Genomic DNA, 14,647 nt, shown 5'->3' on the forward strand with positions numbered 1-14,647 from the left:
ATGGCCAGGTCGATGCCGTCATGCTGGACATGATTTCCGGGAACTTCATCGTCAATAAATTTTATCAAGACAGCATTCAATTACTGAAACCTCTTTATATAGACACCCATGGTTTTTCGTTTTCGCTGGAAAGAAAAAATCAGCGGCTTAAAAAAATCATCAATATTGCGCTGGATGAAATTCTGGAAGGCAAGCGGGAGGAAATTGCCAAACGCTGGAATGGCGGCGGCCTCTCTATCGGGGCCAGCAAGGTCGAGCTGACCAGCGAGCAGTGGGCCTGGCTGGGTCAGCAGAAAAAAATCCGGATGGCCGTCAACAGCGGGGTGCCGCCGCTGAGTTTTCTCGACATCAATGACACCTTGCACGGGGTGGTGGCCGATTTGCTGCAGGTGTTGCGAGCGAAGCTGGGGGTGGAAATAGAGGTGGTGCCGGTCAAGACGCCAGGGCAGATGTTGCAGTTGCTGGATGGTGGGCAGGTGGACATCGCGGTGTTGAGCCCATCGGAAGAGCGTCGCAGTCGTTACCTGTTCAGCCGTGCCTTTGTGCTCGACCCGCTGGCCTATGTGGTGGGGGTCCGCCATGAGGCGACGGCACCGGAGACGCTGCTCAAGACCGGTACGGTCGCCATTATCAAGGACTTCATCTCCGAGCAGGCGATAGAGGACGAGTATGGCAAGCTGACCACCAGAAAGTTCGAACGGATCGAAGATGCGCTGCGCTGCGTGGCGACCGAGACCTGCGACGTGACCGTGTTGCCGTTGCGGGTCGCCAAGTACTACATCAACAGCAAGTTTCCGGACAGTCTGCTCATCACGGGAGAGTTGTTCGACTCCATCCCGATCGGGGCGGCGTTTGCCGTTTCGCCCAAGCAGCATATGTTGCGCGACATTCTGGATCGGGTGATTGCCATCATTCCGCCGGATGAGCTGGAGGGACTCTCCAATCGCTGGCGCGTCAGTACCCAGCAGGAGGCCATCACCTGGCAGGAGCTGGTACGGGAATTTGGCGGCATCATTGCCTTGATCATGCTGCTGACCATCTGGATCGGCCTATGGGGCCTCTCTTTGCACAAACAGGTGCGCCAGCGCCGGGCAGCCGAGATGGCTTTGAGTGCCCAGCTCAAGTTCATCGAAGATCTGGTGGACGGCACACCCCACCCCATCTATGCCAGAGATCGAGAGGATCGGCTGGTGCTCTGCAACAGCACTTATGCCAGCTTCTTTGGCGAGGAGAAGAGCCGTCTGTTGGGCTCCACCATGGCGGACGATGTGCAGCGCTGGCCTTTTCTGGCTCCCCTGTTCGAGGATTTGAGCACCGCGCGTACGGTGCGCTGTGCCAGGCAAGGGGATCATCGCCTCTCCATGGCGACGGGGTCCGTGGCCGTTTATCACTGGGTACAGCCCTACTATGACCTGGAGGGAAATGTTCAGGGCGGAATCGGTGGCTGGATCGACGTGAGCGAGCGGCTGCGGCTGCTCGAAGAGCTGGCCCTGGCCAGTCAGGATGCCCAGGAGGCCAATCGTGCCAAGTCGACCTTTCTGGCCACCATGAGCCACGAGATCCGCACGCCCATGAATGCCATCATTGGTTTGCTGGAACTGACCCTGCGCCGCGATCGACTGCATGAGGAGGACAAGACTTCACTCTCCATCGCCCATGGTTCGGCCAGGGATCTGCTGAGCCTGATTGGCGATATTCTGGATATATCCAAGATCGAGTCCGGCCGGCTTGAACTGAGGCCGGAACCCCATGAAATCACGGCGCTGACGGCCTCGGTGGTCACCGTATTCACTGCGCTGGCCAGACAAAAGAACCTGCAACTGGACCTCGCCGCCGGCGAGCCCCGCTGGGTACAGATTGATGGCATCTGCTACAAGCAGATCCTCTCCAATCTCATCAGCAATGCCATCAAGTACACCGATCAGGGATCGGTGCGGGTCGAGCTGCAATCAAAAACCAGCGACGGCTGGTGCACCTTGCAACTGGTGATCCGGGATACGGGCATAGGGATTGCGCCTGCGGAGCAAGCCAGGCTGTTTCAGCCTTTTGGTCAGGCCAGGCAGCCCGAGCACATCCAGCGCTCCGGGACCGGTCTCGGACTGATGATCTCTCGCTCGCTGTGCGAGTCGATGGGAGGCTCGCTGCTGCTGGAGAGCGAGCCCGGCCACGGCACGTGCATCAGCATCGAGATGAAATTGCCGCTGGCGAGCGCCGTCGAATCAGTCACACTCGTGGCATTGGGCACGATGACAGGGCATCACCGGCGACTGCGGGTCATGATAGTGGACGATCACCCCACCAACCGGCTGCTGGTCAGCCAGCAACTGGCATACCTCGGGCATGATGCCACGGCGGCCGAGTCGGGGCGCGAGGCGCTGGCACTGTCTGCCAACACACCCTTTGACGTGATGATCACCGACTTCAACATGCCTGGCATGAGCGGCTTTGAACTGACCCGCCAGTATCGTGCTCTGGAGCTGAGCCGGGGTACGCATCGTTGCCTCATCCTGGGGTTGACGGCGGATGCCCGCCAGGAGCAGGTGAGCGAGGGGCTGACTGCCGGCATGGACGACTGCCTGTTCAAGCCAGTAGGGCTGGAAGAGCTGGAGCGCTGCCTGTGTCGCCACATGCAGCATGAGGAGCAGCGGGAAATCGAGGGCTGTGTGCAGGAGATCAAGCAGTGTCTCGGACCATTGACCGGCAATCAGCCTGCGCTGATGCTGCCCTTGTTGCATGAATTTGTGCGGGCCAGCGACGATGATCTGCTGGGTCTGCAGCAAGCCGCAGAGGGTGGTGAACTGGCCCGTTTTCTCGGCTATGTGCACCGTCTGAAGGGTGGGGCCAGGATCATGGGAGCGATGAAACTGGTTGCCGTGTGCAGCGAGACAGAATCTGCCGGGCTCGGGCCGCAGGGATTGCCGAGGGCATTGCAGCCGTTGCAGCATGCCTACGGGATTGTCAGACAGGCCATCATGCAAATGCAGGCCGAACCGGAATGAAAATGAAGGCATGCCGGGCATGCCTTCCTGGATGGTCAACCGTGCCAGTAGACCAGCAGTTCATAGGCCGCTTCGCCAGTCTGGTCCGGTTTGGCTGCCGGAGCCAGATAGCTGAGGAAGTAGCGGGTGGCCTGGGTCAGAGGCAGGGCATGGTGTTGTGGCAGTGGTTGGCCGTTGAGCGCCAGCTTGAAGTCGGTGCCGGCCTGTTCGGGCAAACTGGCATACAGGGTGCGGGCCTGCAATTGATAGGTGGTGTTGAAGTCCGGATTGCTGAGGTTGATGGCCTCGGTCTGGACCGGGCTGGATGTGGAAACGGAATTGACCGGTTGCTGACCCGGGTGGGTGAGCGAAATTTCCATCCCGGTACTCTTGCTGGCGGTGGCAGGCCAGGTGAGCTGATTGGTTTGTGTGTCGGCCTGAGCCGCCATCGTGCAGCAACCAGCCAGTAGTGCCACCAGAACTCCTTTCTGAGACATATGATTATCTCCTGGATATCGAGGTTACCCCGCTGCCGGGGGTCACTCATCTATCGACCCGCCCGCGGCGAAGCTTAATCTGTACCCCACTATTCGGAATGAGCTGACACGGGATACGGGGTATGATCCCGCGCCTTGTCCTCTCTTTAGTCATAGATATGGAATCCCAGCTTTGCTCGAAAATCAGATGATGTTGTTGGCGGTGTTCGAACGGGCGGCGCTGATGCTGATGACCCTGTTCTTCCTGACCCGTACCCGGCCGTTCCAGCGGCTGTTCCAGAAGCGGGACCACACCCCGGCCGAGCTGGTGCTGGTGGCGGCGATCTTCTGCCTGTTTGCGGTGTTCAGCACCTATACCGGCATTCCGGTGGAAGGGGCCCTCATCAACGTGCGGATCATCGCCATCATCTCAGGCGGCATCCTGTTCGGTCCCTGGGTCGGCATTCCGGCCGGAGTCATCTCCGGTCTGCACCGCTATCTCATCGACATGGATGGCCACACCTCGATCCCGTGCCTCATCGCCAGCATCATTGCCGGCCTGCTCGCCACCTGGCTGCACCTGCGCTGTCGCAAGTCGCGGCTCTGGCTGTACGGCATTCTGGCGGGGATGCTGTGTGAAGGGCTCACCATGCTGCTCATCTGGCTGCTGACCGAGCCCCATGCTGTGGGCGTCGAGATCGTCAGCCACATCGCCTACCCGATGATCGCCGGGGCGCTCTGCATCGGCCTCATCATCAAGCTGGTGCAGGATCTGGATGACGAGAAGGAGCTGATCGCCGCCAAGCAGGCCAAGCTGGCGCTCGACATCGCCAACAAGACGCTGCCGTTTTTCCAGAACATCGATCGCCACTCCCTGAGCCAGGTGTGCGCCATCATTCGCAGCGAGATCAGCGCCGATGCGGTGGCCATCACCGACACCCGCGACGTGCTGGCCTATGTGGGGGTGGGCAAGGATTACTACGAGCTGGACGAGCACCACGCCATCAGCGACATGACCCAGCGGGCGGTGCTGTTGGACCAGATCATCATCAACAACGATCTGCGCCAGTATCACCTCTCCGATTTCCACTCGGTCATCATTATTCCGCTGCGGGAAAACGGCTCGGTGAGTGGCACCCTCAAGATCTACTACCGTCGCACCCACAGCATCACCAGCTCCCTCAAGGAGATGGCGGTGGGCCTCTCCCAGCTCATCTCCACTCAGATGGAGGTGTCACGCATCGAGCAGCTCAAGGAGATGACCCGCAAGGCGGAGTTCACCGCGCTGCAGAGCAAGATCAACCCGCACTTCCTGTTCAACGCCCTCAATGCCATCTCGTCGCTGATCCGCATTCGCCCCCAGCAGGCGCGCCAGCTGATCGCCAATCTGGCGGACTACCTGCGCTACAACCTCAACAAGGGGGATACCCTCATCGACATCCAAGAGGAGCTGCAGCAGGTGCGCGACTACGTGGCTATCGAGCAGGCCCGCTTCGGTGACAAGCTGGAGGTGGTATTCGAGGTGGACGACGTGCACATCCAGGTGCCGAGCCTGCTGTTGCAGCCGCTGGTGGAAAACGCCATCCTGCACGGCATCCAGCCCCGCAGCGCGCCGGGTCGTGTCACCATTGAGGTGAAGCAGCTGGCGGGCGGCATCCGGGTGGCGGTGCGCGATACCGGTTACGGCATCAGCCAGGAGGTGATCGACGGGGTCGCCGCCGGCCGGGTGGAGAGCCGCAGTATCGGCCTGATGAACGTTCATCAGCGGGTCAAGCTGCTCTATGGCGATGGCCTGCACCTCAAGCGGCTGGAGCCGGGTACCGAAGTAAGTTTCTATCTGCCGGATCAGGAGTCGATGCCATGCTGAAGGCCATCATTGAGGAAGTTAAGTGTCTGACTCGCGAGGCATTGCCATGCTGAAAGCCATCATAGTGGAAGACGAATATCTGGCTCGTGAGGAGCTGGCCTACCTGGTGGGGCAGCACAGCACCATCGAGATAGTGGCTAGCTTCGAGGATGGGCTGGAGGCGTTCAAATACCTGCAGGATCACGAGGTGGACGTGGTGTTCCTCGACATCCAGATCCCCTCCATTGACGGCCTGCTGCTGGCCAAGAACCTGCACAAGTCGAGCCATCCGCCCCACATCGTGTTCGTTACCGCCTACAAGGAGTTTGCGGTGGAGGCGTTTGAGCTGGAGGCGTTCGACTACATCCTCAAACCCTACAACGAACCGCGCCTCATCAGTCTGCTGCAAAAGCTCGAGCTGGCTGGCAAGTCGCAGACGGGGCAGGGGAGCGAGCCGGGCACGCCGCACAATCGCACCGTCAATCTGGTGAAGGGGGAGCGCATCATCGTCACCCCCTGCGAGCAGATCTACTACGCGGAAGCCGACGAGAAGCTCACCTATGTCTACACCCGCGATGATCGCTACGTGATGACCATGACCCTCAGCGAGTTCGTCAGCCGGCTGCCTGCCGAGGGGTTCTTCCGTTGTCACCGCTCCTACTGCGTCAACATCAACAAGATCCGCGAGATAGTGCCCTGGTTCAACAGCACCTATCTCATCCGGCTCCATGACTTGCCGTTCGAGGTGCCGGTCAGCCGCAGCAACATCAAGGCGTTCCGTCAGCTGATGCGGCTCTGATTGTCATTCATTCCCGCCGATCTGCATTTCATGCCTTAATCGGTCGGCGGGAGTGGCGTCTTGCCTATAGTGGCCCCAGTTTCCTTAAGGCCATTGACCGAGACGCATCATGACCAAAGAGATGAATCGCACCCGCTACCTCACCCTGTTGGGGACCATCATCACCCAGTTCGCGCTGGGATCCGTTTACACCTGGAGCCTGTTCAACGCCCAGCTCTCCGACAAGCTGGACGAGCCGGTCAGCCAGGTCGCCTTCGCCTTCGGCCTGCTCAGCCTCTCGTTGGCGGTGGCCTCCTCCCTGGCGGGCAAGCTGCAGGAGCGGTTCGGGGTGCGCAACGTCACCCTGGGTGCCGGCGTGCTGCTCGGCATCGGCTTCTTCCTCACCGCCCACGCCAGCAACCTGGCGATGCTCTACCTCTGCGCCGGCATCCTGGTCGGTTTTGCCGACGGTACTGGCTACCTGATGACCCTCTCCAACTGCGTGAAGTGGTTCCCGGAGCGCAAGGGGCTCATCTCCGCCTGCTCCATCGGTGCCTACGGCCTCGGCAGCCTGGGCTTCAAGTACATCAACCTGCTGCTGCTCTCCAGCAACGGTCTCGAGACCACCTTCCAGCTGTGGGGGCTGATCGCCATGTCCATGGTGCTGGTGGGTGGCATGCTGATGAAGGATGCGCCCAAGCAGGCGGCCGCCGTGCAGCAGAGCGAGAGCCGCGACTTCACCCTGGCCGAGGCGATGCGCAAGCCGCAGTACTGGATGCTGGCGCTGATGTTCCTCACCGCCTGCATGAGCGGTCTCTACGTCATCGGCGTGGCCAAGGACATTGGCGAGAACATGGTGGGCCTGCCGGCCGTGGTCGCCGCCAACGCCGTCGCCATCATCGCCATGGCCAACCTGGGCGGCCGGCTGGTGCTGGGCATCCTCTCCGACAAGATGTCCCGCATCCGGGTCATTACCATCGCCCAGCTGATTACCCTGGCCGGCATGGCGCTGCTGCTGTTCGTGCCGCTCAACGCCAACCTGTTCTTCGTGGCGGTGGCCTGCGTGGCGTTCAGTTTCGGCGGCACCATCACCGTCTACCCCTCGCTGGTGAGCGACTTCTTCGGTCTCAACAACCTGACCAAGAACTACGGCGTCATCTATCTGGGCTTTGGTCTGGGCAGCATCATCGGCTCCATCGTAGCCTCCCTGTTCGGCGGCTTCATGGCGACCTTCAACCTGATCCTGGTGTTGCTGGTGGTGGCGCTGGTGCTCTCCCTCACCATCCGCCTGCCGGCGCCGGTATCGGTGGAGCGGGCCTGATCACCCGCCTGTCGCAGCAAGCAATGAAAAGACCCGGGCCTGGCCCGGGTCTTTTTTTGTGCACGGTTAAGCGCTCAGCGTGGCGGCAGCCCCAGCAGCTGGCGCACCCGGTGGCAGGTCTCTTCCACCGTTGGCCAGTCGGCGGCGGTGATGGTGACATGGCCCATCTTGCGGCCGGGGCGGGGTTCCCCCTTGCCGTACAGGTGCAGATGCACGCCGGGCAGTGCCAGCAGGGCGGCCCAGTCGGGCGTGCCGGCCTGCCAGAGATCCCCCAGCAGGTTGAGCAGCATGGCGGGGCGCACGGCGATCCGGGCGGGCAGCGGCAGATCGCACAGGGCGCGCACCTGCAGCTCGAACTGGCTGCACTCGGCGTTGTCGAGGCTGGGGTGGCCCGAGTTGTGGGGGCGCGGCGCCAGCTCGTTGACCAGCAGCTTCCCTGCCACCAGGAAGAACTCCACCGTCAGCACGCCGACGTAGTCGAGGGCGGCGATCAGCTGTTCGGCGATGCGTCTGGCGTCGGCCTCCAGCGCCGGCACCTTGGCCGGGGAGCGGGTCTGGTCCAGAATGCCGCCGCTGTGCCAGTTCTGCACCAGCGGCAGGGCACCGATGGCACCGCTCGGACTGCGGGCCAGGGTCAGGGAAAACTCACCCTCCAGCGTCAGCCGCTGTTCCAGCACGCAGGGTACGCCGCTGGCGGCCAGCGTTGCTGGCAGCTGGTCGGCGGCCTGAATGGTCCACTGGCCTTTGCCGTCGTATCCCTCGCGGGCGGTCTTGAGGATGGCGGGGAAGAGAGAGGCGGGCAGCGTCGGCAGCGGCTCACCCGGCTGCAGGGTCTGGTTGGGGACGACCGGGATGCCGGCTCTGCTCAAGAAGGCCTTCTCTTCGCGGCGATCCTGACAGATGCGCACGGCACCGGCGGCCGGGCGTACCGGCTGGTACTGCTCCAGCAGGGCCAGGGCGGTGGCTGGCACGTTCTCGAACTCGCAGGTGACGGCGGCGCAGCGGCTGGCCAGATCGTGCAGGGCGGTCGGGTCGTCATAGGCGGCAACAATATGGTGATCGGCAGCAGCGCCGGCGATGCTGGCGGGATCGGGATCCAGCACCACCACCTTGTAGCCGAGGCGGTGGGCGGCCATCACGAAGTAGCGGCCGAGCTGGCCGCCCCCCAGCATGCCGAGGGTGGCGGGTGGCAGTATCATGCCGGGTCCTCCAGGGTGAGGGCCAGCACCCGGTCGCGTTCGTTGGCGCGAAAACCGTCGAGCTGCTGCTGGTAGCGGGGGGCATCGCCGTCTTGCGCGACGGAGAGCAGGGAGACCGCGAACAGGCCGGCGTTGGCGGCGCCCGCCTCGCCGATGGCGAAGGTGGCGACCGGCACCCCCTTGGGCATCTGGACGATGGAGAGCAGGGAGTCCATCCCCTTGAGCTGGCGGGTCGGAATGGGCACACCCAGCACCGGAATGGTGGTCTTGGCGGCCACCATGCCCGGCAGATGGGCTGCGCCGCCGGCCCCGGCGATGATGGCGCGCAGGCCACGTTCACGGGCGCTGGCGGCATATTCGAACAGCAGATCCGGGGTGCGGTGGGCCGAGACCACGCGCGCCTCATAGGGGACGCCATGCTCCTTGAGGATGCGGGCAGCGGCCTGCATCACGGGCCAGTCGGAGTCGGATCCCATTACCAGGCCGATCAGGGGAGGGGTATTCATGGCTGATGACTCCTTGCAGTCAAACGTTTGTCTCTGGTTGGCAAAAAGAGCCGGCAAGCCGGCTCAGAATTTTTCGGGTCGCACGATTTCGACCGGTTGCAAAAAGGCGACCATGGCATAGTCGGGGTAGTAGCGACTCTGCAGGTGGGCGAGTAGGCGTTCCGCCTGTTCGCGGCTGCAGATCGCCTCCAGCCGGATGTTGCCGCTCTCGCTCCAGCTGGCATTGCGCTCACCGTGGTCGCCGCGGCCTCTGGCATCGGTGATGGTGTAGCCGCGCAGCCCCTCTCGGGTGAGAGTGCGCAGCAGGGTGGGTTCCAGGTTCGCTTCCGTGATGACGGTGAGCAGGGTGCGGATCTCGGTCTGCATGTGGCTACTCCGTGAAGTGGCGGGCCCAGCTGTGGTAGAGCGGGATCCCCAGCATGATGTTGAACGGGAAGGTGACCCCCAGTACGGCGCTGAGCGACAGGCCCGGATTGGCCTGAGGGACGGCGATGCGCATGGTGGCCGGCACGGCGATATAGGAGGCGCTGGCTGCCAGGGTAGCCAGCAGGGTCAGGCCACCGAGGGAGAGCCCCATCAGCTGGCCGATCACCAGGCCGAGGCTAGCCGAGGCGAGCGGCATCAGCAGGGCGAAGCCGAGCAGGAACAGGCCGTGGCGGCGCAGGTCCTGGCACTGGCGGGCGACGATGAGGCCCATCTCCAGCAGGAACAGCGCCAGCGCCCCCTTGAACAGGTCGACGAACAGGGGTTTGAGCGGGGCGATCCCGTCGGGACCGGCCAGGTAGCCGATGGCCATGCCGCCCAGCAGCAGGGTGACTCCCTTGCCGAGGAAGGTTTCATGGGCCAGCCGGCGCCAGCGGGTCTGCCGGCTTATCCCCTGGGCCAGCACGATGCCGACCAGGATGGCGGGGATCTCCATCACCGCCAGGAAGATGGAGAGCTGGGATTCGAAGCTGATGCCGCGCTCGGTGAGCCAGTTCACCCCGACCGCAAAGGTCGCCACGCTGACCGAGCCGTAGTGGGCGGCGGTGGCCGCGGCATCGGCCCGGTTCATCTTGAGGCGCAGCACGGCAAACCCGGCCAGGGTCTGCAGCATGCCGAGCAGGATCACCAGTGCCAGTTGCGGTAATAACGGTTGCAGCGATTGCTGCGCCAGGCCGACGCCGCCCTTGAGGCCGATGGCCAGCAACAGAAAGAGGGAGAGAGTATCGTAGAGCGCGGGCGGCAGCTTGAGCTCGGAGCGCACCAGACCGGCCAGCAGGCCAAACAGGAAAAAGAGTACAACAACATCCAGCATGGGAGTTCGCAGGAGGCAATTCACAGGGTGGTTGCATGCTAGAGTGCAAGATGTTTCGATAAAATCAGATTTTGATTGATGATTGTTCGGTAAAAACTGATAAGGGGCCCGATGCTCAACTACAAACAGCTCTATTACTTCTGGCACGTGGCGCGCAGCGGTAGTGTGACGCGGGCCGCCGAGCAGTTGCACCTCACGCCGCAGACCGTCAGCGGTCAGGTGGCCGAGCTGGAGCTCTCCCTCGGGGTAGCGCTGTTCAACCGGGTGGGGCGGCGGCTTGCCCTGACCGCCGCCGGTCGCCAGGCGCTCGAACAGGCCGGCGCCATCTTCTCGCTCGGCGCCGATCTCGAGCATACCCTGCGCCATGTCAGCCAGGAGCTGACCATGCAGGTGGGGATCGCCGACTCCGTGCCCCGCACCCTGGCGTTCGAGCTGCTGGCGCCCGCCATGGCGCTGGCCACCCCGCTGCGGCTGGTGTGCCATGAAGAGCGGGCGGAACAGCTGTTCAGCGAGCTGGCCAGCCACAAGCTGGACATGGTGCTGATCGATCGCCCGCTTCCCCCCGACAGCGGGGTGCGCGGCTACAACCACGAGCTGGGACGCAGCCCGCTGGCGCTGTTTGCCAGCCCCGAGCTGGCTGCCAGGGCGCGGCAGGGTTTTCCTGCTTCCCTCGAAGGGTTGCCGCTGCTGATCCCGGGGGAGAAGTCGGCGACCCATGACTGCCTGCTGGCCTGGTATCGGCAGCAGGGCATCCATCCCCATCTGGTCGGCCAGTTCGATGATTCGACCCTGATGAAGTCGTTCGGCAAGGCGGGGATGGGGATCTTTCCGGCGCCGCTGGCCATGGCCGACGAGATCGAGCGACTCTACGGTGTCGAACGGATTGCAACCCTGACCGAGGTGACGCTCTCCTACTATCTGGTGTCGGCCGGTCGTCACCTCTCCCATCCCGGTGTACAGGCGGTGATGGAGGGTGCGAAGCAGCGGTTGGCCGCACTGGGTGGCAAGAAATAGAAATCTGGATGGCTATACATCCACCTCTGCTCTGCCTATAATCCCTGCGCTTTGGCGCATCATGCTTAATAGGGAATCCGGTGAAAATCCGGAGCTGGCGCGCAGCGGTAAGGGGGAACGAAGCGACATCAGGGCACTGCCACAGGTGGGAAGCCGTCGCCGTAGGCCATCAGCCCCCCAGCCCGAAGACCTGCCAAAGTTCGTATTTCGGGCCGAGAGAAACCGGCCACGAAGTAGATGCTTACGCGAACTTAAGGATCTCTCATGTCCAAGAAATTATTGGCGGCTGCCCTGTTGCCAACGGCGGCCTTTGCCCAGACCACCATCCCCGTCAATCCTACCCTGGTCATCACCGCCAATCGGGTGGAGCAACCCATCAGCTCTGTACTGGCTCCCGTTGTGGTGATCGATCGCGCCGAGATCGAGTCCCGCCAGGTGCAGAGCCTGCCAGCGTTGCTGAAGACGCTGCCCGGCGTGCAGATCACTACCCTGGGTGGCCGAGGCCACATGAGCAGCCTGTTCATCCGTGGTACCAACTCCAACCATTCACTGGTGCTGATGAATGGGCGCCCCATCGCGGCCATGGTGGCCGGCACGCCGGATCTCAGCCAGATCCCGCTCGGCAATATCGAACGCATCGAGTACATCCGTGGCCCGCGGGCGGCCGTGTATGGCTCGGACGCCATCGGCGGCGTCATCAACCTGATCACCAAGACATCCGCCAAGAATGGCAGCGAGACCCACCTGAAAGGCGGTGTGGGCAGCAATGGCTACGGTCAGGGCCAGCTGCGTACCGTGCAGACTCTGGGCCAGCAGACCGACATGAATATGATGATCGGCTACGAGCGCACCGATGGGTTCGACGTGGTGGCCAATGCCCAGCAGCCGGATCGGGATGGCTTTGACAGCCTGAACGGCCAGTTCGGACTGAATCATGCTTTCAACGACGCATGGAGTGCCGATTTCAACGCCCAGGGCTATGACAACCAGACCGAGATGGATGATGCGTATCAGTCGGCCGATCAGAGCCGGGTGCAGGCGTTCCAGTACGATGGCGGCCTCAAGTATCAGAGCGGTGCGCTGAGCAGCCGGCTGGAGGCCAGCTACGGCGAGAACAAACTGAAGAGCTGGCTGGAGAGCAAAGGGGAGTCCAGTGCGGAGCCCATCCACACCGGGCTGACCCGCTTCTCCTGGATCAACAGCTGGAGTGGTGTCGAGGGGCTCAACCTGACCGGTGGGGCTGACTGGCAGCAGGAGCAGCTGAAATCCGATACACGCAGCTATGGTCAGTCATTCAATGCCCCGGATCGCGACAACACGGGTCTGTTCGTGGTGGGCAGCTACCGCTGGCAGGCCCTGCTGTGGGAGCTCTCTGGTCGTACCGATGACAACAAGCAATATGGCCGCCACAACACCTGGTCAGCGGCCAGCGGGCTGGATCTCGATGACAACCATAATGTGCGCCTGAGTTACGGTACTGCCTTCAAGGCACCGACCTTCCTCGATCTCTACTATCCGGGTTATGAGAACCCCGCGCTGAAACCGGAAGAGAGCAAGAACCTGGAGCTGGGCTTCAACGGTCGCTACACCGGTTGGGATTGGTCGTTGAACCTCTACCGCAACCAGATCCAGAATCTGATTGCCTGCCAAAGCGCGTCCTCTACCTGCCGACCGGACAACACCGACGCCGAGATCCGCGGTGTGGAAGTGGCGCTCGGTCTGGAAACCGGACCACTGCGCCACGATCTGAGCTTTGACTACACCCGGGCCGAAGACAAGAACGACGGGGATCAGCAACTGCTGCGTCGTGCCAAGCAGAAGGCCAGCTGGCTGACTCAGGTACAACTGGGCCCGGTCGATCTCTCCACCGAACTGCTCTATGTCGGCAAGCGGGATGACAAGAACTTCAGCAGCTTCCCGGCGGAGCGGGTTGAGCTGGGTTCCTACACCCTGATCAACCTGGGGGCGAGCTATGGGGTGACGCCTCAGTTCACGCTGGGTGGTCGCATCGACAACCTGTTTGATCGTGATTACGCCCCGGCCTATGGCTATGCGTCGGCAGGTACCGAGTTCAAGTTGACGGCAGACTACCGTCTCTGAGCGGCAACGCTGCCTATATAAGAGAAGATAAAAAGCGAGGCCCCGCCATTGGTGGGGCCTTTTCTATTGGCGGTCGGCGGGAGTATGATCGCCGACTTGCAGCAAAGGGGAGCTCAAGTGGCCAATATTCTCGTGTTCGACTCCGGTATGGGTGGGCTGACCATCTACCGCGAGATCCGCCGCGCATTGCCGGCACACAACTATATCTATTGCTTCGACAACGCCAACTTCCCCTATGGTGAGCTGAGCGAAGCCGCCCTCACCGAAGCCTGTACCAGACTGGTCAGCCACATGGTGGTCGAGCATGATATCGATCTGGTGGTGATTGCTTGCAACACGGCCAGCACCATAGCGCTGCCGTCCCTGCGTGCGGCCATGACAGTACCGGTCGTCGGCGTGGTACCCGCCATCAAGCCCGCGGCCGCGCTTACCCGCAATGGTTGCATCGGCTTGCTGGCAACCCCGGGTACCGTCAGCCGTGAATATACCCACGAGCTCATCGCCCAGTTTGCGCCGGGCAAGCGGGTGCTGCTCAAGGGGGCGACCGAGCTGGTAGTCGAGGCCGAGCACAAGCTGGCGGGTCTGCCGGTCAATATGGCGCTGTTGCGGGAAGTACTGGCGGACTGGCTGGAAGGGGAAGAGCATCCGGATACTCTGGTGCTGGGCTGTACCCATTTCCCCTTGCTGGATGAAGAAATACGGCAGTTGATGCCTGCGTGCCAGCTGGTGGATTCCGGCAGTGCGGTCGCCAAGCGGGTGGCTCACCTGCTGGCCGGTTTGGTCACGACACCAACACGGCTGGAAGATGTCGGGGGTAAGGCCTATTGCACCCGGCTGGATGCCCAGACCCGGAAACTGACAGCCCCCTTGCAAGCTTGGGGGCTGTCATCACTCGAAGAGGTCAGGTTCTAACGGATTGCCTGCCAGCGGTCAGGCATCCACTTCACTGCCTTCTCGCTCATCTTTGTCCCGCTTGTCATTGGCTTCACGTACTTTAAGGGTACGTTGTTGATACTCCTTGTCGTTGAGTGCGGCGATCGCCTTGGCGGCATCGGCAGCGGGCATCTCCACGAAACCGAATCCTCTGCGCTTGCCGGTGGCCTTGTCCTTCATCAGGCGGACCGAGATCACC

13 protein-coding genes and 1 riboswitch (1 of these 14 running past the window's edge) are annotated in these 14,647 nt (G+C 62.3%); of the genes, 7 read left to right on the forward strand and 6 right to left on the reverse strand.

The window, feature by feature from the left end:
* The first annotated feature begins 20 nt into the window (after positions 1 to 20).
* Entirely contained in the window at positions 21 to 2,999 is a 2,979-nt protein-coding gene (locus tag ACPW75_RS21220; protein WP_425904348.1) for an ATP-binding protein, read from the forward strand.
* A 35-nt stretch (positions 3,000 to 3,034) separates the two neighbouring features.
* On the opposite strand, the gene ACPW75_RS21225 is transcribed toward ACPW75_RS21220, so the two are convergent.
* The gene (locus tag ACPW75_RS21225) at positions 3,035 to 3,475 is read right to left on the reverse strand and encodes a hypothetical protein (protein WP_077097885.1); all 441 of its coding nucleotides are present in this window, start codon (positions 3,473 to 3,475) and stop codon (positions 3,035 to 3,037) included.
* A gap of 172 nt (positions 3,476 to 3,647) precedes the next feature.
* Here ACPW75_RS21225 and ACPW75_RS21230 point away from each other — a divergent pair, with 172 nt between their 5' ends.
* The 3 genes from ACPW75_RS21230 (at position 3,648) to ACPW75_RS21240 (ending at position 7,399) form a co-directional block, all read left to right on the forward strand.
* Positions 3,648 to 5,321, forward strand: a complete 1,674-nt coding sequence (locus ACPW75_RS21230; RefSeq protein WP_162275801.1) for a sensor histidine kinase — start codon at positions 3,648 to 3,650, stop codon at positions 5,319 to 5,321.
* 46 nt (positions 5,322 to 5,367) lie between these two features.
* A complete protein-coding gene (locus tag ACPW75_RS21235) occupies positions 5,368 to 6,099 on the forward strand; it encodes a LytR/AlgR family response regulator transcription factor (RefSeq protein WP_011704105.1) in 732 nt (243 codons plus the stop codon).
* A 109-nt stretch (positions 6,100 to 6,208) separates the two neighbouring features.
* Positions 6,209 to 7,399, forward strand: coding sequence for an L-lactate MFS transporter (locus ACPW75_RS21240; RefSeq protein WP_016348936.1), 1,191 nt, complete (start codon positions 6,209 to 6,211; stop codon positions 7,397 to 7,399).
* Between the two features lie 74 nt (positions 7,400 to 7,473).
* Here ACPW75_RS21240 and ACPW75_RS21245 read toward each other — a convergent pair whose 3' ends face one another.
* The 4 genes from ACPW75_RS21245 to ACPW75_RS21260 form a co-directional block, all read right to left on the reverse strand.
* Positions 7,474 to 8,598, reverse strand: a complete 1,125-nt coding sequence (locus ACPW75_RS21245) for a 5-(carboxyamino)imidazole ribonucleotide synthase (RefSeq protein ID WP_077097883.1) — start codon at positions 8,596 to 8,598, stop codon at positions 7,474 to 7,476.
* Positions 8,595 to 9,104 carry a 5-(carboxyamino)imidazole ribonucleotide mutase gene (gene purE, locus ACPW75_RS21250; protein WP_011704108.1) on the reverse strand — a complete coding sequence of 170 codons (510 nt, stop codon included), beginning with the start codon at positions 9,102 to 9,104 and terminating at the stop codon, positions 8,595 to 8,597. Before purE ends, ACPW75_RS21245 begins: the two co-directional genes overlap by 4 nt.
* 63 nt (positions 9,105 to 9,167) lie before the next feature.
* A complete protein-coding gene (locus ACPW75_RS21255) occupies positions 9,168 to 9,470 on the reverse strand; it encodes a P-II family nitrogen regulator (protein WP_005306985.1) in 303 nt (100 codons plus the stop codon).
* A gap of 4 nt (positions 9,471 to 9,474) precedes the next feature.
* Complete coding sequence (locus ACPW75_RS21260; protein WP_179101518.1) at positions 9,475 to 10,401, reverse strand: sodium-dependent bicarbonate transport family permease; 927 nt, start codon at positions 10,399 to 10,401, stop codon at positions 9,475 to 9,477.
* A gap of 111 nt (positions 10,402 to 10,512) precedes the next feature.
* On the opposite strand from ACPW75_RS21260, the gene ACPW75_RS21265 reads away from it, so the two are divergent.
* From ACPW75_RS21265 to murI, 3 genes are all read left to right on the forward strand, one after another.
* Positions 10,513 to 11,415 carry a LysR family transcriptional regulator gene (locus ACPW75_RS21265; RefSeq protein ID WP_190283826.1) on the forward strand — a complete coding sequence of 301 codons (903 nt, stop codon included), beginning with the start codon at positions 10,513 to 10,515 and terminating at the stop codon, positions 11,413 to 11,415.
* Positions 11,416 to 11,450: 35 nt separating this feature from the next.
* A riboswitch (cobalamin riboswitch) is annotated at positions 11,451 to 11,627 on the forward strand.
* A 52-nt stretch (positions 11,628 to 11,679) separates the two neighbouring features.
* Entirely contained in the window at positions 11,680 to 13,515 is a 1,836-nt protein-coding gene (locus tag ACPW75_RS21270; RefSeq protein ID WP_077097877.1) for a TonB-dependent receptor domain-containing protein, read from the forward strand.
* A gap of 117 nt (positions 13,516 to 13,632) precedes the next feature.
* Positions 13,633 to 14,427 (forward strand): glutamate racemase, encoded by a 795-nt coding sequence (gene murI, locus ACPW75_RS21275; protein ID WP_017410537.1) that lies wholly within the window; start codon positions 13,633 to 13,635, stop codon positions 14,425 to 14,427.
* 18 nt (positions 14,428 to 14,445) lie between these two features.
* Here the strand turns inward: murI and ACPW75_RS21280 are convergent, their stop codons facing one another.
* Positions 14,446 to 14,647, reverse strand: partial view of an RNA recognition motif domain-containing protein gene (locus ACPW75_RS21280; protein WP_011704113.1) — the final stretch only. It continues 290 nt past the right edge of the window; only the last 202 of its 492 coding nucleotides appear in the window; the start codon falls outside the window, past its right edge; the stop codon is at positions 14,446 to 14,448.

It is taken from the genome of Aeromonas sp. FL131 (genome assembly GCF_049860615.1).
Taxonomy (GTDB): domain Bacteria; phylum Pseudomonadota; class Gammaproteobacteria; order Enterobacterales; family Aeromonadaceae; genus Aeromonas; species Aeromonas hydrophila.